This is a genomic window from Muricoccus harenae (genome assembly GCF_009848505.1).
GTDB classification, from domain to species: domain Bacteria; phylum Pseudomonadota; class Alphaproteobacteria; order Acetobacterales; family Acetobacteraceae; genus Roseomonas; species Roseomonas harenae.
Genome location: NZ_WWDL01000007.1, coordinates 1 through 20,438 on the forward strand (window position 1 = coordinate 1; position 20,438 = coordinate 20,438).

Annotated in this window: 18 protein-coding genes, 1 pseudogene and 1 riboswitch; of the genes and pseudogenes, 18 read left to right on the top strand and 1 reads right to left on the bottom strand. The window is 68.2% G+C overall.

Going from position 1 to position 20,438, the window contains the following annotated elements:
- Positions 1-169, bottom strand: a pseudogene (locus GSE44_RS07120) (short-chain dehydrogenase); the annotation flags it as partial.
- A gap of 162 nt (positions 170-331) precedes the next feature.
- Between GSE44_RS07120 and GSE44_RS07125 the strand changes: the two are divergent.
- The 18 genes from GSE44_RS07125 to GSE44_RS26385 all read left to right on the top strand — a co-directional run bounded on the left by GSE44_RS07125 (position 332) and on the right by GSE44_RS26385 (position 20,171).
- Positions 332-1,402 carry an alpha/beta hydrolase family protein gene (locus GSE44_RS07125; protein WP_235924606.1) on the top strand — a complete coding sequence of 357 codons (1,071 nt, stop codon included), beginning with the start codon at positions 332-334 and terminating at the stop codon, positions 1,400-1,402.
- Positions 1,403-1,455: 53 nt separating this feature from the next.
- The gene (locus GSE44_RS07130; RefSeq protein ID WP_235924607.1) at positions 1,456-1,635 is read left to right on the top strand and encodes an SDR family oxidoreductase; all 180 of its coding nucleotides are present in this window, start codon (positions 1,456-1,458) and stop codon (positions 1,633-1,635) included.
- A 43-nt stretch (positions 1,636-1,678) separates the two neighbouring features.
- A riboswitch (TPP riboswitch) is annotated at positions 1,679-1,797 on the top strand.
- A gap of 96 nt (positions 1,798-1,893) precedes the next feature.
- Positions 1,894-3,702, top strand: coding sequence for a phosphomethylpyrimidine synthase ThiC (gene thiC, locus GSE44_RS07135; protein ID WP_159348108.1), 1,809 nt, complete (start codon positions 1,894-1,896; stop codon positions 3,700-3,702).
- 94 nt (positions 3,703-3,796) lie between these two features.
- Positions 3,797-4,786 (top strand): Bug family tripartite tricarboxylate transporter substrate binding protein, encoded by a 990-nt coding sequence (locus GSE44_RS07140; RefSeq protein WP_159348109.1) that lies wholly within the window; start codon positions 3,797-3,799, stop codon positions 4,784-4,786.
- 72 nt (positions 4,787-4,858) lie between these two features.
- The gene (locus GSE44_RS07145) at positions 4,859-5,089 is read left to right on the top strand and encodes a DUF2171 domain-containing protein (protein WP_159348110.1); all 231 of its coding nucleotides are present in this window, start codon (positions 4,859-4,861) and stop codon (positions 5,087-5,089) included.
- A 236-nt stretch (positions 5,090-5,325) separates the two neighbouring features.
- Positions 5,326-6,519 (top strand): cell division protein ZapE, encoded by a 1,194-nt coding sequence (zapE, locus tag GSE44_RS07150; protein ID WP_159348111.1) that lies wholly within the window; start codon positions 5,326-5,328, stop codon positions 6,517-6,519.
- A 92-nt stretch (positions 6,520-6,611) separates the two neighbouring features.
- A complete protein-coding gene (locus GSE44_RS07155) occupies positions 6,612-7,145 on the top strand; it encodes a hypothetical protein (RefSeq protein ID WP_159348112.1) in 534 nt (177 codons plus the stop codon).
- 242 nt (positions 7,146-7,387) lie between these two features.
- Positions 7,388-8,341, top strand: coding sequence for a malate dehydrogenase (gene mdh, locus GSE44_RS07160; RefSeq protein WP_159348113.1), 954 nt, complete (start codon positions 7,388-7,390; stop codon positions 8,339-8,341).
- 67 nt (positions 8,342-8,408) lie between these two features.
- The gene (sucC, locus tag GSE44_RS07165; protein WP_159348114.1) at positions 8,409-9,602 is read left to right on the top strand and encodes an ADP-forming succinate--CoA ligase subunit beta; all 1,194 of its coding nucleotides are present in this window, start codon (positions 8,409-8,411) and stop codon (positions 9,600-9,602) included.
- Between the two features lie 3 nt (positions 9,603-9,605).
- Positions 9,606-10,496, top strand: coding sequence for a succinate--CoA ligase subunit alpha (gene sucD, locus GSE44_RS07170; RefSeq protein WP_159348115.1), 891 nt, complete (start codon positions 9,606-9,608; stop codon positions 10,494-10,496).
- Between the two features lie 284 nt (positions 10,497-10,780).
- Entirely contained in the window at positions 10,781-12,262 is a 1,482-nt protein-coding gene (locus GSE44_RS07175) for a SulP family inorganic anion transporter (protein ID WP_159348116.1), read from the top strand.
- A gap of 108 nt (positions 12,263-12,370) precedes the next feature.
- Positions 12,371-13,456: a branched-chain amino acid aminotransferase gene (locus GSE44_RS07180; RefSeq protein ID WP_159348117.1), complete on the top strand. Its 1,086-nt coding sequence runs from the start codon at positions 12,371-12,373 to the stop codon at positions 13,454-13,456.
- Between the two features lie 291 nt (positions 13,457-13,747).
- Entirely contained in the window at positions 13,748-14,248 is a 501-nt protein-coding gene (locus tag GSE44_RS07185; protein ID WP_159348118.1) for a PRC-barrel domain-containing protein, read from the top strand.
- A 10-nt stretch (positions 14,249-14,258) separates the two neighbouring features.
- Positions 14,259-15,452 carry an MFS transporter gene (locus GSE44_RS07190; RefSeq protein ID WP_235924608.1) on the top strand — a complete coding sequence of 398 codons (1,194 nt, stop codon included), beginning with the start codon at positions 14,259-14,261 and terminating at the stop codon, positions 15,450-15,452.
- 172 nt (positions 15,453-15,624) lie between these two features.
- The gene (locus tag GSE44_RS07195) at positions 15,625-16,281 is read left to right on the top strand and encodes a 50S ribosomal protein L25/general stress protein Ctc (RefSeq protein ID WP_159348119.1); all 657 of its coding nucleotides are present in this window, start codon (positions 15,625-15,627) and stop codon (positions 16,279-16,281) included.
- Between the two features lie 102 nt (positions 16,282-16,383).
- Positions 16,384-16,956 (top strand): aminoacyl-tRNA hydrolase, encoded by a 573-nt coding sequence (gene pth, locus GSE44_RS07200; protein WP_159348120.1) that lies wholly within the window; start codon positions 16,384-16,386, stop codon positions 16,954-16,956.
- Positions 16,957-17,047: 91 nt separating this feature from the next.
- Positions 17,048-18,142 (top strand): redox-regulated ATPase YchF, encoded by a 1,095-nt coding sequence (gene ychF / locus GSE44_RS07205; RefSeq protein ID WP_159348121.1) that lies wholly within the window; start codon positions 17,048-17,050, stop codon positions 18,140-18,142.
- 469 nt (positions 18,143-18,611) lie between these two features.
- Complete coding sequence (locus GSE44_RS26385) at positions 18,612-20,171, top strand: pectate lyase family protein (protein WP_328799057.1); 1,560 nt, start codon at positions 18,612-18,614, stop codon at positions 20,169-20,171.
- Positions 20,172-20,438 lie beyond the last annotated feature (267 nt).

Sequence of the window (20,438 nt, forward strand, 5' to 3'; positions counted from 1 at the left end):
CCACCTCCTCCGCCTCCGCCAGGCTGCTGCCGTAATGCACGGCCACGTCAAAGCCGGCCTCCGCCAGCCCGAGCGCGATGGCACGGCCAATGCGCTTCGCGGCGCCAGTCACGAGGGCTGCTCGGGGAATCCGGGGAGAGATGGTCATGGGCAGCCCTAGATGGGGCAGCGGAGGCCATTCGGCGAGGGTGCATCGCCCATCCGGGGCATCTTGCCCGCCGTGGCGCCGCGCCGCGCCATCCGGCATCCTCTCGCCAACGGGGCCGGCATGCCGGCCCGCGCAGTGGGAGGCGCGCCATCCAAGGCGGTCCCCGAACGGAAGGAAACCGCCATGAAACGCCGATCCCTGGGCGCCGCCGCCCTCACGGCCGCCGCCGCGACCATGCCCCAATCCGGCACGGCCCAGCCGGCCCCGGCAACCCCGCCCGGCTCAGGAGGAAAGCCCCCCGTCTCCCTGGCGAGCTGGGGCTCCTTCCATGTCGGCGGCAAGGAGCATGTCGTCACCGGCCAACCGGTGAAGGAGGTGCTCTTCTCCCCCGGCGGCGTCCCGGCGAAGGTCGATCCGAATGGCACCTACCTGATCGGCGGCATGTACGCGCAATACATGATCCCCGCCGATCCTCGCGGCCAAGTTCCGTTGCTGATGTGGCATGGCGGCGGCCTGACCGGCGTGACCTGGGAGACCACGCCGGACGGGCGCGAGGGCTGGCAGCACTTCTTCCTGCGCCGCGGCTGGCCCGTCTATGTCTCGGATGCCGTGGAACGCGGCCGCGCCGGTTGGACCATGATCCCCGAGGCGACCGGCGGCCAGCCTGTCTTCCTCACCCTCGACAACCCCTTCGAGCGCTTCCGCATCGGCGCCGGCCCTGGCTCCTTCGCGCGACAGGCCGTGCTGCCCGGCAACCAGTTCCCGGCGGATCCCGAGAGCTACCGCAACTTCGTCCGCCAATGCGTGCCGCGCTTCACCACCACCGATGCGCTGACGCTCGACGCCTATCTCGCCCTGCTCGACCGGGTGGGGCCAAGCGCCGTCATGGTGCACAGCCAGGCCGGCCTCTTCGGCTGGCGCGCGGCGCAGGAGCGGCCGGACAAGGTTCGCGCCCTGGTCCTGGTCGAGCCCGCCACGATCGGCGACCCCGCCAAGGTGGCGGCGCTCAAGGACATCCCGATCCTGATGGTCTATGGCGACTACATCGCCGAGGACGCCCGCTGGCCCACCATCCGCGCCAACGGCATCCGCTTCGCGGAGCAGGTGCGCGCGGCCGGCGGCACGGTGGATGTGGTGGACCTGCCGGAGCGGGGCATCAAGGGCAACAGCCACATGGTCATGATGGACCGCAACGGTGACCAGGTCGCCGCGCTGATCCAGGACTGGCTCGCCTCCAAGAACCTCTGGAGCTGACGCGACCCGCCCCGGGGCAATGGGGACAGGGCGACGGGCCGTTTGGTGAGCCCGTGGCCCTCACCCGCTGGACCGAACTCCGCATGACAACGGAGGAGGCCGCGGCCGGAACCCCCACCACCCGCATCGCCACCGCCGAGGAGGTGGCGGAGATGGCCGCCCTCCTTCTCTCCCCAGCCGGCGGGAACATCGCGGGGCAGGCCATCGCGCTGGATGGTGGGACGGGGCTGTGATCCCGTTCCGCTTGACACCCATCCCCAGGCAGGCCGAGGCTGGAGCCTTCACCAGGGGTGTCCCGACAAGGGGCTGAGATTCGGCTCGCCAACAGGCAGCGCCGTGACCCGATGAACCTGATCCAGCTCATACTGGCGTAGGGACGGTGCGGTTGCCTGCGGCCCTTTTCATGGGCCAAGCGTCACGATCTGGCGGCGGGCCTTCCATCATCTTTCCACGCCTGGGCTGGGTCTCCGTCGCGAAGGAGCTCCGGCCCAATGCCGCTCGATACCTTGCAGGTCACCACCCAGCCGCTGCCAGCCTCGAAGAAGGTCTTCCGGCCCGGGCACCTCCATCCCGGCATCCGCGTGCCCATGCGCGAGATCGCGCTGCACCCCAGCGCGGGCGAGCCGCCGGTCACGGTCTATGATTCCTCCGGCCCCTACACCGACCCCGACACCTCGATCACCATCGAGCGCGGCCTGCCGCGCCCCCGCGCCGAATGGATCGCCGCGCGCGGCGACACCGAGGCCCAGGAAGGCCGCGCCGTCCGCCCAGAGGACAACGGCTTCGTCTCCGGCGACCGCCTCACCCCCGCCTTCCCGATCCAGCACCGCCCGCTGAAGGCGAAGAACGGAAAGGCGGTCACCCAGCTCGCCTATGCCCGCGCCGGCATCATCACGCCCGAGATGGAATTCGTCGCCATCCGCGAGAATCTCGGCCGCGCCCAGGCGAAGGCCGCGATGGAGCGCGACGGCGAGGATTTCGGCGCCTCCATCCCTGATTTCGTCACCCCCGAATTCGTGCGGGACGAAGTGGCCCGCGGCCGCGCCATCATTCCCGCCAACATCAATCACCCCGAGCTCGAGCCGATGGCGATCGGCCGCAACTTCCTGGTGAAGATCAACGCGAATATCGGCAACTCCGCCGTCACCTCCTCCATGGCCGAGGAGGTGGAGAAGATGGTCTGGGCCATCCGCTGGGGCGCGGACACGGTGATGGACCTCTCCACCGGCCGCAACATCCACAACATCCGCGACTGGATCATCCGCAACGCACCCGTGCCCATCGGCACCGTGCCGCTCTACCAGGCGCTGGAGAAGGTGGGCGGCGTCGCCGAAAACCTCACCTGGGAGGTGTTCCGGGACACGCTGATCGAGCAGGCCGAGCAGGGCGTGGACTACTTCACCATCCATGCCGGCGTACGCCTCGCGCATGTGCCGCTCACCGCCAGCCGCGTCACCGGCATCGTCTCACGTGGCGGTTCCATCATGGCGAAGTGGTGCCTGCACCATCACCGCGAGAGCTTCCTCTACGAGCATTTCGAGGAGATCTGCGACATCTGCCGTGCCTATGATGTCTCCTTCTCGCTCGGCGACGGATTGCGCCCCGGCTCCATCGCGGATGCCAACGACGCCGCGCAATTCGCCGAGCTGGAAACGCTGGGCGAGCTGACGCAGATCGCCTGGGCGAAGGATTGCCAGGTGATGATCGAGGGCCCCGGCCATGTTCCGATGCACAAGATCAAGGCCAATATGGACAAGCAGTTGAAGGTCTGCGGCGAAGCGCCCTTCTACACCCTTGGCCCGCTGACGACCGACATCGCCCCCGGCTACGACCACATCACCTCCGGCATCGGCGCCGCGATGATCGGTTGGTTCGGCACCGCCATGCTCTGCTACGTCACGCCCAAGGAGCATCTCGGCCTGCCCGACCGGAACGACGTGAAGATCGGTGTCATCACCTACAAGATCGCCGCTCATGCTGCTGATCTGGCGAAGGGTCATCCCGCCGCGCAGCTGCGGGACGACGCCCTCTCCCGCGCCCGCTTCGAGTTCCGCTGGGAGGACCAGTTCAACCTTTCGCTGGACCCCGATACCGCACGCAGCTTCCATGACGAGACGCTGCCGAAGGAGGCGCACAAGGTCGCGCATTTCTGCTCCATGTGCGGCCCGAAGTTCTGCTCCATGCGCATTTCCCACGACATCCGCGCCGAGGCGCAGAAGGAGGGCATGGAAGCGATGGCAAAGAAGTACCGCGAGGGCGGCGGGCTCTACATGCCCATGCCTTCGCCCGCGGCCGAGTAGGGAAGGGGGGCGGCCACCCGGCCGCCCCTACCCTTGCAACCTGTGCGGCGCTCGGCTTCTTACCGCCCGAAGAAGCCCCGAGGTCACGTCTCCCATGCGCCTGAAACGCCGCTCGCTCCTCTCCGCCCTCGCGGCGCCCCTGGCCATGCCTGTCCTCGCGCAGGCCCAGGCGGGTCTTCCCGCCGGCTGGCCAGACCGCCCCCTCCGCCTGATCCTGCCCTACACGCCGGGCGGCGGCACCGACACGGTGGCCCGCGCCCTCGGTGCCCGGCTGAACACCGCCCTCGGACAGTCCGTGGTGGTGGAAAACCGTCCCGGCGCCGGCGGCAACCTCGCCACCGAATTGGTGGCGACCGCCCGGCCCGATGGCTACACGCTGCTGATGGGCAACCAGGGCCCTATCTCGGTGAACCCCACCCTTTTCGGCCGCAACCTGAAGGTGAACCCGCAGACGGCGCTCGATCCCGTCGCGATGGTCGCTGAAACTCCCCTTGTGCTGGTCGCCGGCCCCGCCACCGGAGCCACCACCCTCGCGGGGCTGATCGAGGAGGCCCGGGCGAAGAAGGGCCAGCTGAACTACGCCTCGCCCGGCAATGGGGCTGCGGGGCACCTCGCCATGGCCCTGCTGCTGCAGCAGGCCGGGGTGGAGGCCACCCATGTCCCCTTCCGCGGCGCCGCGCCGGGCCTGACGGACGTGGCGGCCGGCCATGTCGCCGCAATGATCAGCACGCTGCCCTCGGTGGCCGGCCTGGTGCAGGGCGGCGCCCTCCGCGCCCTGGCCGTGACCGGCGACAAGCGCGTCGAGACCATGCCCGATGTCCCGACCGTCGCCGAAACCCTGCCCGGCTACCGCGTCACCGCCTGGTACGGGATCCTGCTGCCCCATGGCACGCCCGAGCCGATCCGCGCCCGACTGGAATCCGCCATCCTCACCAGTCTGGAAACCCCGGACCTGATCAGGAGCCTCCAGACCGAAGGCGCGGTCCCCTATCCGATGAAGGGCGAGGAATTCGGCCGCTTCATCGCGGCCGAGCGGGCGCGCTGGGCCCCTGTAATCCGCGCGGCGGGGATCACGGCTGACTGAGGATCAACGAAGACCACGCAGCCTCCTTCATCCCAGGGCGTTCTACCCGGGCAACGGGAGAAGGAAGGCTGAATGGTAGATGCCTCGAAGATCCAGGAGCACATGGAAGTCGTCGGCTCCTGCGGAAACCATGTCGGCACGGTCGACCATGTCGAGGGCAGCCGCATAAAGCTGGCGAAGAATGACAGCAAGGACGGCAAGCATCACTACCTGCCGCTCTCGGCCATCGCTGCGGTCGAGGGGAACAAGGCTAAGACGTCCATGAATCACATGGACGCGATGCGACAGTTCGAGGACGCCTGAGGGCATCGCCCCGGCACGTCGTGACCCGCCCCGCCGGCCCCTGCCGGCGGGGCTTTTGCGTTTCCGGGCGGAACCCCTTTCCAGACAAGTTCCGCGCCGCACCCTGCCAATTGCGTCAAACCCTTAACGCCCGTTGGTGAAGTTGCACTTTCAGACCGGCTCCGGAACGGCGCCGCGGACGTGACTGGCTTCCCAAAGTTGCGAGCACCCTACAAACCGGGCTAGACCCGCCGGCGATGGACGGCACAACGACCGCACCAGCCCCCGTGACCGCCGTGCTGACGGCGGATGTGTCACAGGGGCCGCTCCCCCTCTACCGCGCCCGTGTGGCCGCGGGAGCCTTGCGCGCGGACCCGGCCCAGGCCCATGCCGCCGAAATCCTCCAGGACCTGTGGCGCCGCCTCCGCGGCTACGACCCACGCCCCGAGCCCACCAGGGAGGAGCCCGGCCTGCTGGCCCGCTTCTTCCGCCGCAAGCCGGTGGACGAGCAGCCGGATGGTCCGCCGCTCGGCCTCTACCTCGTCGGCGAAGTCGGGCGCGGCAAGTCCATGCTGATGGACCTCTTCTTCGAGACGGCGGACGTGCCGCGTAAGAAGCGCGAGCATTTCCACGCCTTCATGCAGAAGTCCCACCGGCGCATTCACGAATACCGCCGCGCCCATGGCGACGCCTCCGACCCCATCCCGCCGCTGGCCGACAGCATCGTGGCCGAGGCCGCGCTGCTCTGCTTCGACGAGTTCCAGGTCCACGACATCACCGACGCCATGATCCTGGGCCGCCTGTTCGAGGCGCTCTTCGCCCGGGGCGTGGTGGTGGTGGCCACTTCGAACACGGCTCCGGCCGATCTTTTCAAGGGCAAGCCGGGCCGCGACGCCTTTCTGCCCTTCATCGCCATGATCCAGAAGCGGCTGGAGGTGCTTCACCTCTCGGCGCTCCAGGATTACCGGCGCGACCGCATCCGGGGCTTGCCCACCTGGCACTCCCCGGTTGACGGCCGCGCCAACCGCGCGCTCGACGCGGCTTTTCTCGAGCTCTCGGGCGTCGCCCATGGCACGCCCTGCTCCCTGACGGTCCTCAGCCGCAAGGTCGAGGTGCCGCAGGCCCATCGCGGCGTTGCCCGCGCCGATTTCGAGGCGCTGTGCGGCGCCTTCCTCGGCGCGGCGGACTATCTCGCCATCGCCACCCATTTCCACACGCTCGTGCTGGACGGCGTGCCAAGGCTGGGGCCGGAGAACTACGACCGGGCCCGCCGCTTCGTGACACTCATCGACACGCTCTATGAGCACCGCTGCAAGCTGGTCGCCTCCGCCGAGGCCGAGCCCGACCAGCTCTATGAGAAGGGCGAGGGGGCGGCGATCTTCCAGCGCACTGCCTCCCGCCTCCTGGAAATGCAGAGCCAGGACTACCTGGCCTTGCCGCATCTGACATGAATTAGTTCCGGCACCGGATTTGCGTGGCGCAGGCCTGAGGGGGCAGGGCGCCAGGTGGGGATCCGGGATCCGGCCAGAGGGGGAGATTTATCATGCTGCGTAACTTTGCCATCGCGCTCGCCGCGATCATGGCGCTTGCCGCCGCCCATCCTGCGGAAGCGGCGGGCAGCCGACGCAACGAGGCGCGGTCGGCCGGCAAGGCCTCCCGCGCCACCGCCGCGCCGGTCGCCTCGCGCCAGGCGGCCTCCGCGCCGCGTCGCGCCGTCGCCACCACCCGTGGCCGCGCCATCGCCAGCACCGCCGCCCGCGGCAAAGCCCGGCAGGTGGTGGCGTCCCGCTCCACCCGGACGCAGGCCCGCGCCGCCGGCCGCCGCGAGGCGACCCGCACCGCCCGCCCCGGCGTCCGCTTCGTGAGCATGATCGCCAGCCCGGCCCATGCCGCGACCGTCTCCGGCCGCAGCGCCAAGGCTGGCAAGGCGAGCCGCGCCAGCGGCGGCACCGGCCGCATGGGCGTCTGGCACGCCGGCCTGCCCAGCCCGGACGGCGAGCAGATGGACTGCCCGGTCGGCACCATGGCCGTTCTGGCCCGCGGCCATTCCGACACCTTCCGTTGCATGCCGATGTGATCGGGGCGCCGGTTCGGCGAACCGGTGGACAAAGGATGGACCGAGAGGGGCGGGGTGCCAGGGGGCACTCCGCCCCTTTCCGTTTGCCCTTCCTGGAAGGGCAGCCCAGGCCCTGCCTTGCTCCCCCGCCTTGCCCCGCCTTGCCGGCCCCGCCATCCGGGGCTAATCCACCCGCGCCCTCTTCGCAGTTGCCCAACCGGGCAGCGCCCCTGTTTTTTCGCCCCCTGGCAAGGACTCCCCCCATGGCACGCAAGAAGATCGCGCTCATCGGCGCCGGCAACATCGGCGGCACGCTCGCCCACCTGATCGGCCTGAAGGAGCTTGGCGACGTTGTGCTGTTCGACGTCTTCGGCGGCGTCGCCGCCGGCAAGGCGCTGGACATCATGCAGTCCAGCCCGGTCGACGACTTCGACAGCCACATGACGGGCGGGTCCGACTACTCCGCCATTGCGGGCGCCGATGTCATCATCGTCACCGCCGGCTTCCCTCGCATGCCGGGCATGAGCCGCGACGACCTGCTGACCAAGAATGCTGGCGTGATGGGCCAGGTGGCCGAGGGCATCAAGCAGTACGCCCCCGACGCCTTCGTCATCTGCATCACCAACCCGCTCGACGTGATGGTCTGGGCGCTCCAGCAGAAGTCCGGCCTGCCCGCGCATAAGGTCGTCGGCATGGCCGGCGTGCTCGACAGCGCGCGCTTCCGCCTCTTCCTGGCCCAGGAGTTCAACGTCTCCGTCGAGGACGTGACCGCCTTCGTGCTCGGCGGCCATGGCGACACCATGGTGCCGCTGACCCGCTACTCCACCGTTGCCGGCATCCCGGTGCCGGACCTGATCAAGATGGGCTGGACCACGCAGGAGAAGATCGACGCGATCGTCGCCCGCACCGCCAATGGCGGCGGCGAGATCGTGAAGCTGCTGGAGAAGGGCTCTGCCTTCTACGCCCCGGCTGCCTCGGCCGTCGCAATGGCCGAGTCCTACCTGAAGGACAAGAAGCGCGTCCTGCCCTGCGCCGTCATGCTGAACGGCGAATACGGGCTGAACGACTTCTATGTCGGCGTCCCGGTGGTGATCGGCGCGGGCGGCGTCGAGCGCATCGTCGAGGTGCAGTTCTCGGCCGAGGAGAAGGCTGCCTTCGACAAGTCCTGCGATGCGGTGAAGAAGCTCGTCGAGGACTTCAAGAAGCTCGGCGTCTGAGACAAGTCTGAGACACACGGGGCCGGGGAAATCCCGGCCCTTTTCGGATCAGGGAAGCAGTACCTGCATGAATATCCACGAATACCAGGGCAAGGAGCTGCTGAAGCGCTACGGCGTTGCAGTGCTCGATGGCTATGTCGCCAAGACCCCCGAGGAAGCCGAGGCGGCGGCGAAGAAGCTGCCCGGCCCCGTGGTCGTGGTGAAGAGCCAGATTCACGCCGGCGGCCGCGGCGCCGGCCGCTTCACCGACGATCCCAACGGCAAGGGCGGCGTCCGCGTCGTTAAGCCGGAGGCCGCGAAGGAAGCCGCCGCCGCGATGATCGGCCACACGCTGGTCACCAAGCAGACCGGCCCCGAGGGCAAGGTCGTCAATCAGGTCTATGTGGAGGCCGGCTGCGACATCAAGCGCGAGCTGTATCTCTCACTCCTGGTGGACCGCGAGACCTCGCGCATCACCATCATGGCCTCCACCGAGGGCGGGATGGAGATCGAGGAGGTGGCCGAGAACCACCCCGAGAAGATCCTGAAGGTCGCGGTCGATCCGGCCGCCGGCTTCTCCGGCTGGCAGGCCCGCAAGCTCGCCTTCGGGCTGGGCCTGGAAGGCAAGCAGGTCGGCGTCTTCACCAAGTTCGTTTCCGCCATGTACGCGGCCTTCACCGACCTCGACATGGCGATCGTCGAGATCAACCCGCTGGTCATCACCGGCGCCGGTGACGTCGTCGCGCTCGACGCCAAGGTCTCCTTCGACGACAACGCGCTGTTCCGCCACAAGGACATCGAGACGCTGCGCGATGACAGCGAGATGGACCCGAAGGAGCTGGACGCGGTTAAGAACGACCTCAACTACGTCGCGCTCGACGGCGAGATCGGCTGCATGGTGAACGGCGCGGGTCTCGCGATGGCCACCATGGACATCATCAAGCTCTACGGCTCCTCGCCCGCGAACTTCCTCGATGTCGGCGGCACCGCCAACGCGGCGCGCGTGACCGAGGCATTCCGCATCATCACGTCGGACTCGAACGTGAAGGCGATCCTGGTCAACATCTTCGGTGGCATCGCCAAGTGCGACATGATCGCCGAAGGCATCGTGGTCGCGAGCAAGAACCTCTCCCTCTCGGTCCCGCTGGTGGTGCGGCTCGAGGGCACGAATGTCGAGCTCGGCAAGAAGATTCTCGCCGAGTCCGGCCTCGCCATCATCCCCGCGGACAACCTGGCCGACGCCGCCCAAAAGGTGGTCGACGCCGTGAAGAAGGCCGCCTGAACCATGGCGATCCTCGTCGACAAGCACACCAAGGTCATGACCCAGGGCTTCACCGGAGCCCAGGGCACCTTCCACGCCGAGCAGGGCATCGCCTATGGCACCAACTATGTCGGTGGCGTGACCCCGGGCAAGGGTGGCCAGACCCACCTGAACCTGCCGGTCTTCGACACGGTTGAGGAATGCGTCGAGAAGACGGGCGCCGACGCCTCCGTCATCTACGTGCCGCCGCCCTTCGCGGCCGACTCCATCCTGGAAGCGATCGCGGCCGAGGTCCCGCTCATCATCTGCATCACCGAAGGTATCCCGGTGCTGGACATGGTGAAGGTCAAGCGCGCCCTCTCCGGCAGCAAGTCCCGCCTGATCGGCCCGAACTGCCCGGGCGTGATCACGCCGGAAGCCTGCAAGATCGGCATCATGCCGGGCCACATTCACAAGCGCGGCTCGGTCGGCATCGTGTCCCGCTCGGGCACGCTGACCTATGAGGCGGTGGCGCAGACCACGGCGGCCGGCCTCGGCCAGACCACCTGCGTCGGCATCGGTGGCGACCCCGTGAAGGGCACGGACTTCCAGGAAGTGCTGGAGATGTTCCTCGCCGACCCCGAGACCAAGCAGATCGTCATGATCGGCGAGATCGGCGGCCAGTCCGAGATCATCGCGGCCGAGTTCCTGGGCCAGGCGAACAAGCCGGGCAGCAAGAACTACAAGCCCGTCGTCGGCTTCATCGCCGGGGCCACCGCCCCTCCGGGCCGCCGCATGGGCCATGCCGGCGCTGTCATCTCCGGCGGCAAGGACACGGCTGAAGCCAAGATGGACGCCATGCGCTCGGCGGGCATCTTCGTGGCCGACAGCCCGGCCGCGCTGGGCTCGACCATGGTGAAGGCCATCGCCGCCTGACCACCCGCCTTCGGGCCGGTTGAGAAGCATGACACGCCGCCGGGGCCTCCCCGGCGGCGTGCGTCGTTTTGTATTGCATTGCAGCATCAAATCTGCCAGGGGAGGGATTGATGAACGGCACCACCTCCTCGCGGATCGCTCCGCCCTGACGTTTGGCGCCGCGGCACGGCCGCGGCTTCGGCCCTATCCGGCCACCCATCGTCTTGCCTGTTCAATGCCCGGCGCCCCTTTGCGTCACCCGGCCTCTCGCCGGGCGTGGCACCCGCATCTGCTGAAAGCTCCCCATGACCGCTGCCCGACGCGCACTCTCAGAGTGGTCGCCCAACGTCACGCGTGACCTTCTGGCCGGCACCGTCGTCGCCCTGGCCTTGATCCCGGAAGCCATCGCCTTCTCGATCATCGCCGGCGTCGATCCCAAGGTCGGCCTCTACGCCTCCTTCTGTATCGCGGTGATCTCGGCCTTCGCCGGCGGCCGCCCCGCCATGATCTCGGCCGCCACTGGCGCCATGGCCCTGGTCATGGTCGATCTCGTGCGCCAGCACGGGCTGGACCACCTGCTCGCCGCCACCCTGTTGACGGGCGTGCTCCAGATCGCCGCCGGATACCTGCGGCTAGGCGACCTGATGCGTTTCGTCTCGGGCTCGGTCATAACCGGCTTCGTCAACGCGTTGGCCATCCTGATCTTCATGGCCCAGCTTCCCGAATTCGTGGGCGCCGGCCCCGTGTTCTACGCCATGGTCGCGGGCGGTCTCGCCATCATCTTCCTGCTGCCGCGCCTGACCAGCGTGATCCCATCCCCGCTGGTCACCATCGTGCTCGGCACCGTCCTGGCCATCTGGCTGGGCCTCGATCTCCGCACCGTCGGCGACATGGGCGCGCTGCCCACCGAACTGCCCAGCTTCCTCCTGCCCAACGTGCCGCTGACCTTCGACACGCTTTGGACGCTGCTTCCCTATTCCCTGACCCTCGCGATGGTCGGGTTGCTGGAATCCATGATGACTGCCTCCATCGTGGACGAGATGACCGACACCACCAGCGACAAGAACCGCGAATGCCGCGGCCAGGGCCTGGCCAATATTGTCTCCGGCCTGTTCGGCGGCATGGCGGGCTGCGCCATGATCGGCCAGTCGGTCATCAACGTGACCTCCGGTGGGCGCGGGCGTCTTTCCACCCTTTGGGCCGGCGCCTTCCTCCTCTTCCTTATCCTGGTGCTGGCGGATTGGGTGCGGCAGATCCCCATGGCTGCGCTGGTCGCGGTGATGGTCATGGTCTCCATCAAGACCTTCCGCTGGGGCTCGCTGCTGGCCCTGCGGACCAACCCGCGCCAGTCCAGCTTCGTGATGCTGGCCACGGTCGCCGTGGTGGTGCTCACCCACAATCTCGCCCAGGGCGTGCTGGTGGGCGTGCTGCTCAGCGGCCTCTTCTTCGCGCAGAAGGTGACCCGCGCCTTCTCCGTCACCAGCAGCCTCGACGAAGCCGGCACCAGCCGCACCTACAGCGTCACCGGCCAGATCTTCTTCGCCACCGCCGACGCCTTCCACGACGCTTTCGACTTCCGCGAGGGGGTGGACCGCGTCGTGATCGATGTCGGTAACGCCCATTTCTGGGATATCACCGCGATTGGCGCGTTGGATCGCGTGGTGCTGAAGTTGCGCCACCACGGGGTGGAAGTGGAGGTAACGGGTCTCAATGCCGCCTCCGCCACCATGATCGAGCGGCTGGGCACCCATAACCGCGAGGGCGCGGCCCTCGCTAGCGGCCACTGAAGGAGCATGGTGGCCGCACATGGGAGCAATGTGCGACCCCGGTTTCCGATCGAGGCGGCGTTGCGGTAGGATGGCCGCCTAAGCAACAATATTGCGGACTTCGGTGCCATGCCCTCCGACATCAGCCTGACCCGGACCCATTCGCCCAAGGCGCGGCCCGACGATTCCTCGCTCTCCTTTGGGAAGGTCTTCACCGACCATATGTTCCTAATGGATTACGAGGAGGGCCGCGGCTGGCACGACCCGCGCGTCGTGCCCTACGCCTCCCTCACCATGGATCCGGCCACCTCCGTCCTGCATTACGGTCAGGCGGTGTTCGATGGCCTCAAGGCCTTCCGCGGCCCGGACGGCACCATCCGCCTCTTCCGCGCCGAGCGTCACGCCAAGCGCCTCAACAAGTCCTGCGCCGCCCTCTGCATCCCCGAGATGGATGCCGATCTCGTCCGCCGCTCCTTCGAGGCGATCGTCGCGGCCGACCATGAATGGGTCCCCTCCGCCCCCGGCACCTCGCTCTACATCCGCCCGACGGTGATCGCGACCGAGGTGATGCTCGGCGTGCACCCGGCGCATCGCTACACCTATTTCGTCATCTGCTCGCCCGTCGGCTCCTACTACAAGGAGGGCGTGAAGCCGGTCCGCATCCTGGCGACCGACAAGTATGTTCGCGCCGTCGCGGGCGGCCTCGGCGAGGCCAAGACCGCCGCCAACTACGCCGCCTCCCTCGCGGCCCAGCGCGATGCCGAGAGCCAGGGCTATACCCAGGTGCTGTGGCTCGATGCCATCGAGCGCAAGGCAATCGACGAAGTCGGCACCATGAACATCATGATGCAGATCGGTGACGAGGTGATCACCCCGCCGCTCGCCGGCACCATCCTGGACGGCGTCACCCGCAACTCCATCCTCCAGCTCCTGCGCGACTGGGGCATGAAGGTCTCTGAGCGCCGCGTCACCATCGACGAGGTGATGGCCGCGGGCCGCAACGGTACGCTGAAGGAGATGTGGGGCACCGGCACCGCCGCCGTCGTCTCCCCGGTGGGCGAGCTCGGCTACAAGGGCGATAAGATCATCATCGGCAACGGCCAAACCGGCGCCCTGACCCAGAAGCTCTACGACGCCATCGTCTCCATCCAGTATGGCCGCGCCCCGGACCCGCATGGCTGGACGAGCGAGGTGAAGCTCCCCGTCGAGGCCTGAAGCCGGATGATCACGCGCTCGGCATCGCTCGCCGGGCCGTGATCCCTTCGGCCGGGCGTGATGCTGGTCTAGGCTCGCCTCATGCGCGCCCCGCCCCATCGCCTTGCTTGGCGCCTCGCCCTGATTCTTGGCGCGGCAGCGATCCTGCACGGGCCGCAGGCCCTGGCCCAGGATCCATCCACAGCCCAACCGCCTGCCGCATCGGCGCCGGCTCCATCTCCGCCCGCGGCGCCGCCATCCGCTGAGCCGTCCGCCGCACAGCCAGCCGCACAAGCCCCCACTGCCCCGGCAATGTCCGCCCCGACCCAGCCGCCCGTGGCTGCCGCCGAAGCGTCGCCCTCTGCAGCTCCAGCGGCGCCGCCCCAGCCGCCCGCACCTCAACCCCCTGCTGCGCAGGCGCCAGCAACACCAGCCCCAGCGGCCCAAGCCCCCGCCGCGCGCGAGGAACTCCCGCGTGAGGCTGCCCAGCGCGTCATCGGGCGCGAGGTCACCGGCCCCTCCGGCGATGTGGTCGGCCGCATCGTCAACGTGCTGATGGACGAGAACGCCCAGCCCCGCGCCGCCGTGCTCGACTATGGCGGCTTCCTCGGCGTCGGCCGCCGCCGCGTGGCGGTCGCCTGGCGCACCCTCCGCTTCTCCCCCGAAGGCGTGCGGCTGGAACTGACACGCGACCAGATCCGCGCCTTCCCCGACTACAAGGAGGGCGAGCCCGTGGTGGTCGCCGCTCCGCCTCCAGCCCCGGATTCCGCGCCGACCGCCTCGGCACCCGCAGAACCCGCCAGCAAGGACTGAGGCACCCCGCGTGGCAGGACGCAGCGGGCGTGGTCTGGATTGGCTCAACTTCTTCATGGCCAATGTCCAGACCGGCTTCGGTCCCTTCATCGCCGTCTATCTCACCGCTCATGCCTGGACCGAGCTCGAGATCGGCCTCGCCCTCAGCATCGGCACCTTCGTCACCATGGCCATGCAGGTCCCGGCCGGGGCGCTGGTGGATGCCACCCCCAACAAGCGCTTCGCCGCCGCGGCGGCCCTGATCGCCATCGCCATCTCGGCCCTGCTCCTGGCCGCCTGGCCCAGCCCGCTGCCCGTGCTGGTTTCCGAGGTGCTGCACGGCTTCGCCTCCTGCGTCCTCGGCCCCTCCATCGCGACGATTAGCCTCGCCCTGGTGGGCCGGCACGCCCTTGGCGAACGGCTGGGCCGGAATGCCCGCTATGCCGCGGTTGGCAGCGGCTTTGCGGCCGGGCTGCTTGGGGCGGCCGGCACCTGGCTCTCCGGCGCCTCCGTCTTCTGGCTCACCGCCGCCCTCTGCATCCCCAGCCTCATTGCCCTCGCCGCCATCCGCCCTGCGGACCTCCACCCGCCGGTCTGGCAGGCGCGGGAGGGCAACGCCCTGCACGGCCTAGGCGACCTGCTGCGCAACCGGGGCGTCCTCGTCTTCGCCCTCTGCTGCGGCCTCTTCACCCTATCCAACGCGGCCATGCTGCCGCTCGCCGGCACGCAGGTGACGCGCAATGCCGGCGACGAGGCCAATCTGATCATCGCCGCCTGCATCATCGCGCCGCAGCTCATCATGGCACTGATCGCCCCCTGGGTCGGCCGCTTGGCCGAGCGGCGCGGCCGCCGCATCGGCCTGCTGATCGGCTTCGCCGCCCTGCCGGTCCGGGGGCTGCTGCTAATGCTGGTGGAGGGCCCCGCCTGGCTCATCCTGGTGCAGGCGCTGGACGGCATCAGCGCCGCGGGCCTCGGCGTCATGCTGCCCCTGCTGGCCGCCGACCTGACGCGCGGCTCCAACCGCTTCAACCTCTGCCTCGGCCTGTTCGGCCTGGCCATCGGCATCGGCGGCACGCTCAGCACAACCCTCGCGGGCCTCGCCGCCGAATGGTTCGGCCCGGCCACGGCCTTCGCCATGCTCGCGGGGGTGGGGCTGCTCTCGGTGTCGGCCGTCTGGTTCGCCATGCCCGAAACCCGCCCTTCCGAGGACCAGGAAGGCGCCTGAGAACCACCAGCCGGGAGCCGGGCGGGGGAGGGCACAGGCCATAAGCCTTGCCCCCCGGCCCCACCCCCGCTAAACCCCCGCCCGCGCCGGCACCCCTGGAGGCCGGCGAGCTTTCGCGCGCCTGCACGGCAGCGCGAAGAGACATAACCCAACGTGCGAAGGAATAACGGCAATGGTCCAGACCATTCGGATCGAGGCCGCGGCGCGCGAGCGGGCCGGTAAGGGGGCGGCGCGCGCGACCCGGCGTGGGGGCATGGTCCCCGCAGTGATCTACGGTGCGAAGCAGGAGGCGACCCTCCTGTCCCTCGACCCGCGTGACGTGATGAAGGAGCTGCACAAGGGCGGCTGGCAGTCGCACCTCTATGAGGTTGCGGTCGCCGGTGGCGCCACCGAGCGCTGCCTGATGCGCGACGTGCAGTTCCACCCCGTCTCCGACCAGCCCATCCATGTGGACTTCCAGCGCCTTGCCGCTGGCCAGAAGATCCGCGTGAAGGTGCCCGTCGTGCTGCTCGGCGAAGACGTCTCCCCCGGCATCAAGGCCGGCGGCGTCGCCAACCTGGTCCGCCGTGACCTCGAGGTGCTGGCCGACCCCGACAGCGTGCCGGAGCGCTTCGAGATCGACGTCTCCGAGGCGAGCATCGGCGACACGCTTCGCTGGTCCGCCGTGAAGGGCACCGAGGGCACGACCGCGACCATCGCCCGCGACTTCGTGGTGCTGACCATCGCGCCGCCGGTGGTGGTGGAAGAGGTCCCCGTGGTCGCCGCGCCGGCTCCGGCCGACGCAAAGGGCGCCAAGGGCGGCAAGGCCGCGCCGGCGAAGAAGAAGTAAGGGCCGCCCGGGGGGGGAGCCTCCCCCGGACACCTTGCTGTTTTGTCTGGCTGGGGCGCGCCTGCGAAAGCGGCGCGCCCCAGTCATGAACGGGATCGAGCGATGCTTCTGTGGGTTGGACTCGGCAATCCGGGCGCGGAGCATGCAAAGCAGCGGCACAATATCGGCTTCATGGCGGTGGAGCGCATCGCCGCCCGCCACCGCTTCGCCCCCTGGCGCAGCCGCTTCAAGGGCGAGGTCTCCGAAGGCCAGATCGCCGGCCAGCGCATCATTCTGCTGAAGCCGCAGACCTATATGAACGACAGCGGCAACTCGGTTCAGCCTGCCAGCGCCTTCCACAAGATTCCCCTCGCCGACATCACCGCCTTCCATGACGAGCTGGACCTGGCCCCCGGCAAGGTCCGCGTGAAGAAGGGCGGCGGCGCCGCCGGCCATAACGGCCTCCGCGACATGCAACGCGCCTTCGGCAGCCCTGATTTCCAGCGCGTCCGGCTCGGTATCGGCCATCCCGGCCACAAGGACCGCGTCCATGGCCATGTCCTCGGCAATTTCGCGAAAGTGGACGCCGAATGGCTGGACCGGCTGCTGGACTCGGTCGCCGACGCCGCCCCGCTCCTGGCCGAGGGCAGGCCGGAGGACTTCATGACGAAGGTCGCCCTGCTCACCCAGGGCTAGCGCCACCTGCTACCCAGGGCTAGCGCCCAACCGCCACCCCGGCGTAAGCCACCCGCAACCTCTCCCCACACGCACGGAACACCCCGCCACCATGGGCTTCAACTGCGGCATCGTGGGCCTGCCCAACGTCGGCAAGTCCACCCTCTTCAACGCCCTCACCCAGACGGCCGCGGCCCAGGCCGCCAACTATCCCTTCTGCACGATCGAGCCGAATGTCGGCCGCGTCGCCGTGCCCGACCCGCGGCTGGACGAACTGGCGCGCATCGGCAAGTCCATCAAGAAGGTGCCGACCAGCCTCGAATTCGTGGACATCGCCGGCCTCGTCCGCGGCGCCTCCCGAGGCGAAGGCCTGGGCAACCAGTTCCTCGCGAACATCCGGGAGGTGGACGCCATCGTCCATGTTCTGCGCTGCTTCGAGGATGGCGACATCACCCATGTCGAAGGCAATGTGGACCCGGTGCGCGATGCCGAGACGGTCGAGACCGAGCTGATGCTCGCCGACCTCGACAGCCTCGAGAAGCGCCTGATCCCGGCCCAGAAGAAGGCCAAGAACGGCGACAAGGAAAGCGCCGCCTTCGTCGCCCTGGCCGAGCCCATCGTCGCCGCCCTGGCCGATGGCAAGCCCGCCCGCACCGCCGTGCCCAAGGGCGAGGAGGCCGCCGCCGCCCGCCTGCAGCTGATGACGACCAAGCCCGTTCTCTATGTCTGCAACGTGGAGGAAGCCTCGTCCGCCACCGGCAACGCCCATTCCGCCCGGGTGCAGGAGATGGCGAAGGCCCAGGGCGCCAAGGCCGTCATCGTCTCCGCCGCCATCGAGGCCGAGATCAGCCAGATGCCGGAAGAGGACCGCACCGAGTTCCTGGACAGCCTCGGCCTGAAGGATTCCGGCCTGGATCGCATCATCCGTGCCGGATACGAGCTGCTGGGCTTGGTCACCTACTTCACCGTGGGCCCTAAGGAATCCCGCGCCTGGACCATCATCCGGGGCACCAAGGCCCCCCAGGCTGCTGCCGTCATCCACAACGACTTCGAGCGCGGCTTCATCGCCTGCGAAACCATCGCCTTTGACGACTTTGTCGCGCTTGGCGGCGAGCAGGGCGCCAAGGAGGCCGGCAAGATGCGCGTGGAAGGCAAGGAATACGTAGTGAAGGACGGCGACATCCTGCTCTTCCGCTTCAACGTCTAGCCCGGCGCGGCGAAAGCCGCCGCCTGCCGCGCCGCTGCCTGTCCGGGCCGCCCCATACCAGGGCGGCCCGCTGCCTTTTGGTGCCGGGCCGCCATTCGGGCAGAGCCGTCTGACTGGCGGGTCGGCCCGCGGAATCAGTGCCTCCCTGCCGTCCTGCCCGACAGCGCCCAAGATCCAGCCTGAACCCCCGCGATGCTTCTCAGCAGCAGAAGCTGTTGCCGCAACGCGGCAACACCGTGTTCCAACAAAGAACAAAGCGATTCTCTGAGAATATATTCTGCGCAACGAAGTTGGTGGGTGAAAGGTTTCGGAAAAATTTACCGTCTGCGTCAGGAAGTCGATAGCCACTCTTGTGGTGGTTTCTCCCCGCCGGATAACAGTCCTGCAGCCGAAGCCCACCCGGATTATTTCAGGTGGCTAGGAGGGGGATTAAGTAATGGCTAACAATTCGGCTCACGGCTTTGCTTCAATGAACGGCGGAACAACCGGCGGCAGCGGCGGCACTACTGTAACCGTCTCGACCGGCAAGGAGTTGCTTGCCGCGATCGAGCAGGCAGGCTCCAAGCCGCTGACGATCCAGGTCGAAGGCACGATCACCACGGCCAACACGGGCGCCGAGGCGATCGACATCGACGGCGTCCACAACATCTCCATCATCGGCGCTGGCAACGGCGCAGAGTTCGACGGCATCGGCTTCCATGTGAAGGGTGGCTCGTCGAACCTGATTTTCCAGAACCTGAAAATCCACGATGTGGACAGTGGGCCCAAGGATGCCATCGGCATCGAGGGCGGATCCCATAATATCTGGATCGACCACAACGAGATGTACAGCAGCATGTCGGTCGGCAAGGACCATTACGACGGCCTCGTCGACATGAAGCGCGGCGTGGAATACGTCACCGTCTCGAACAACAACTTCCACGACCACCACAAGGTGTCGCTCAACGGCTTCTCCGACAGCGATGAGGGTGGCCGCTACGTCACCTACGACCACAACATCTTCGAGAACATCGGCTCCCGTGCGCCCAGCATTCGCGACGGCTTCGCCCATGTCTATGACAACTACTACAAGGATATCGAGACCTCCGCGATCAACATGCGCATGGGCGCGGAGGCGCTGATCGAGAACAATGTCTTCGAGAACGTCCGTGACCCGATCGTCAGCCTCGACAGCGACAAGATTGGCTTCTGGAATCTCGCCGGCAATGTGTTCGAGGGCGTCACCTGGGGTGATGTCAACGGCGGCGATGCCAGCGCGCAGGACGGCAAGTCGACCACCGACTATAAGGTGCCCTACGACTACAAGCTCGATGGCACGACATCGGTGAAGAGCTACGTCCTGAGCAGTGCCGGCGTCGGCAAGCTCGACGTCAAGGCCGGCACGGACACGGATGTCGGCACCGACACCACTGACGTCGGCGTCGACAGCGACACTGATACCGACACCGGTGCCACCCCGCCCCCGAAGGCCGGCGACTTGCTGACCCTGACGGGCCGGAGCGCCGCCGATGTCCTGAATGGCGGCGCGGAGGACGACGCGCTGAACGGGTTGGGTGGGCATGACACGCTGAACGGCGCTGCCGGCAACGACACCCTTCTCGGCGGCACGAACAACGACCTCCTCTCCGGCGGCGCCGGCAATGACCGGATGGAGGGCGGCACCGGAAACGACCAGCTGAACGGCGGCGAGGGCACCGACACCCTCACCGGCGGGACGGGCCGTGACCACTTCGTCTTCGCCAGCGTCGCGGACAGCACCGTCGGGTCCGGCCGGGACGTCATCACGGACTTCGCCGCCCGCGATCAGATCGACCTCAGCGGGATCGATGTCCAATCGGGCAAGGGCGACGACCAGGACTTCACCTTCCTGGGCTCCGAGGACTTCACCGGCGAGGCGGGCGAGTTGCATGTCATCGCCGATGGGGACTTCTCCGTCGTCGAGGGCGATGTGAACGGTGACGGCTCGGCGGACTTCCAGATCGCCCTGGCCGGCCATCCGAGCCTGTCCGCCAGCGACTTCATCCTCTGACGCGACCCGCAGGGGTGCGGGCGCATCCGCGCCCCTCCGGAGCCGCGCCTAACGGCACAAGCAGAAAGGGCCCGGCGGAAATCCGCCGGGCCCTTTCGATTCTCCCCCTTGAGAAAGTGAGGGCTTAGCGGGCGAAGACCCGGCGATGGCGAACCGCGCGGCGGTGATGCGGACGCCGGCGCGCCACCTCCTGCGTTACTGACGTCGCCTCACGGGCAGACTCGATCGAGCTGGTCACGGCGCCCGGGGCGACCGCATGGCTCGTAT

Excerpts from the sequence above, each read along its gene's own strand:
- GSE44_RS07125 (WP_235924606.1), top strand. The coding sequence starts at position 332 with ATGAAACGCCGATCCCTGGGCGCCGCCGCCCTCACGGCCGCCGCCGCG.
- thiC (WP_159348108.1), top strand. The coding sequence starts at position 1,894 with ATGCCGCTCGATACCTTGCAGGTCACCACCCAGCCGCTGCCAGCCTCG.
- GSE44_RS07140 (WP_159348109.1), top strand. The coding sequence starts at position 3,797 with ATGCGCCTGAAACGCCGCTCGCTCCTCTCCGCCCTCGCGGCGCCCCTG.
- GSE44_RS07145 (WP_159348110.1), top strand. The coding sequence starts at position 4,859 with ATGGTAGATGCCTCGAAGATCCAGGAGCACATGGAAGTCGTCGGCTCC.
- zapE (WP_159348111.1), top strand. The coding sequence starts at position 5,326 with ATGGACGGCACAACGACCGCACCAGCCCCCGTGACCGCCGTGCTGACG.
- GSE44_RS07155 (WP_159348112.1), top strand. The coding sequence starts at position 6,612 with ATGCTGCGTAACTTTGCCATCGCGCTCGCCGCGATCATGGCGCTTGCC.
- mdh (WP_159348113.1), top strand. The coding sequence starts at position 7,388 with ATGGCACGCAAGAAGATCGCGCTCATCGGCGCCGGCAACATCGGCGGC.
- sucC (WP_159348114.1), top strand. The coding sequence starts at position 8,409 with ATGAATATCCACGAATACCAGGGCAAGGAGCTGCTGAAGCGCTACGGC.
- sucD (WP_159348115.1), top strand. The coding sequence starts at position 9,606 with ATGGCGATCCTCGTCGACAAGCACACCAAGGTCATGACCCAGGGCTTC.
- GSE44_RS07175 (WP_159348116.1), top strand. The coding sequence starts at position 10,781 with ATGACCGCTGCCCGACGCGCACTCTCAGAGTGGTCGCCCAACGTCACG.
- GSE44_RS07180 (WP_159348117.1), top strand. The coding sequence starts at position 12,371 with ATGCCCTCCGACATCAGCCTGACCCGGACCCATTCGCCCAAGGCGCGG.
- GSE44_RS07185 (WP_159348118.1), top strand. The coding sequence starts at position 13,748 with ATGTCCGCCCCGACCCAGCCGCCCGTGGCTGCCGCCGAAGCGTCGCCC.
- GSE44_RS07195 (WP_159348119.1), top strand. The coding sequence starts at position 15,625 with ATGGTCCAGACCATTCGGATCGAGGCCGCGGCGCGCGAGCGGGCCGGT.
- pth (WP_159348120.1), top strand. The coding sequence starts at position 16,384 with ATGCTTCTGTGGGTTGGACTCGGCAATCCGGGCGCGGAGCATGCAAAG.
- ychF (WP_159348121.1), top strand. The coding sequence starts at position 17,048 with ATGGGCTTCAACTGCGGCATCGTGGGCCTGCCCAACGTCGGCAAGTCC.
- GSE44_RS26385 (WP_328799057.1), top strand. The coding sequence starts at position 18,612 with ATGAACGGCGGAACAACCGGCGGCAGCGGCGGCACTACTGTAACCGTC.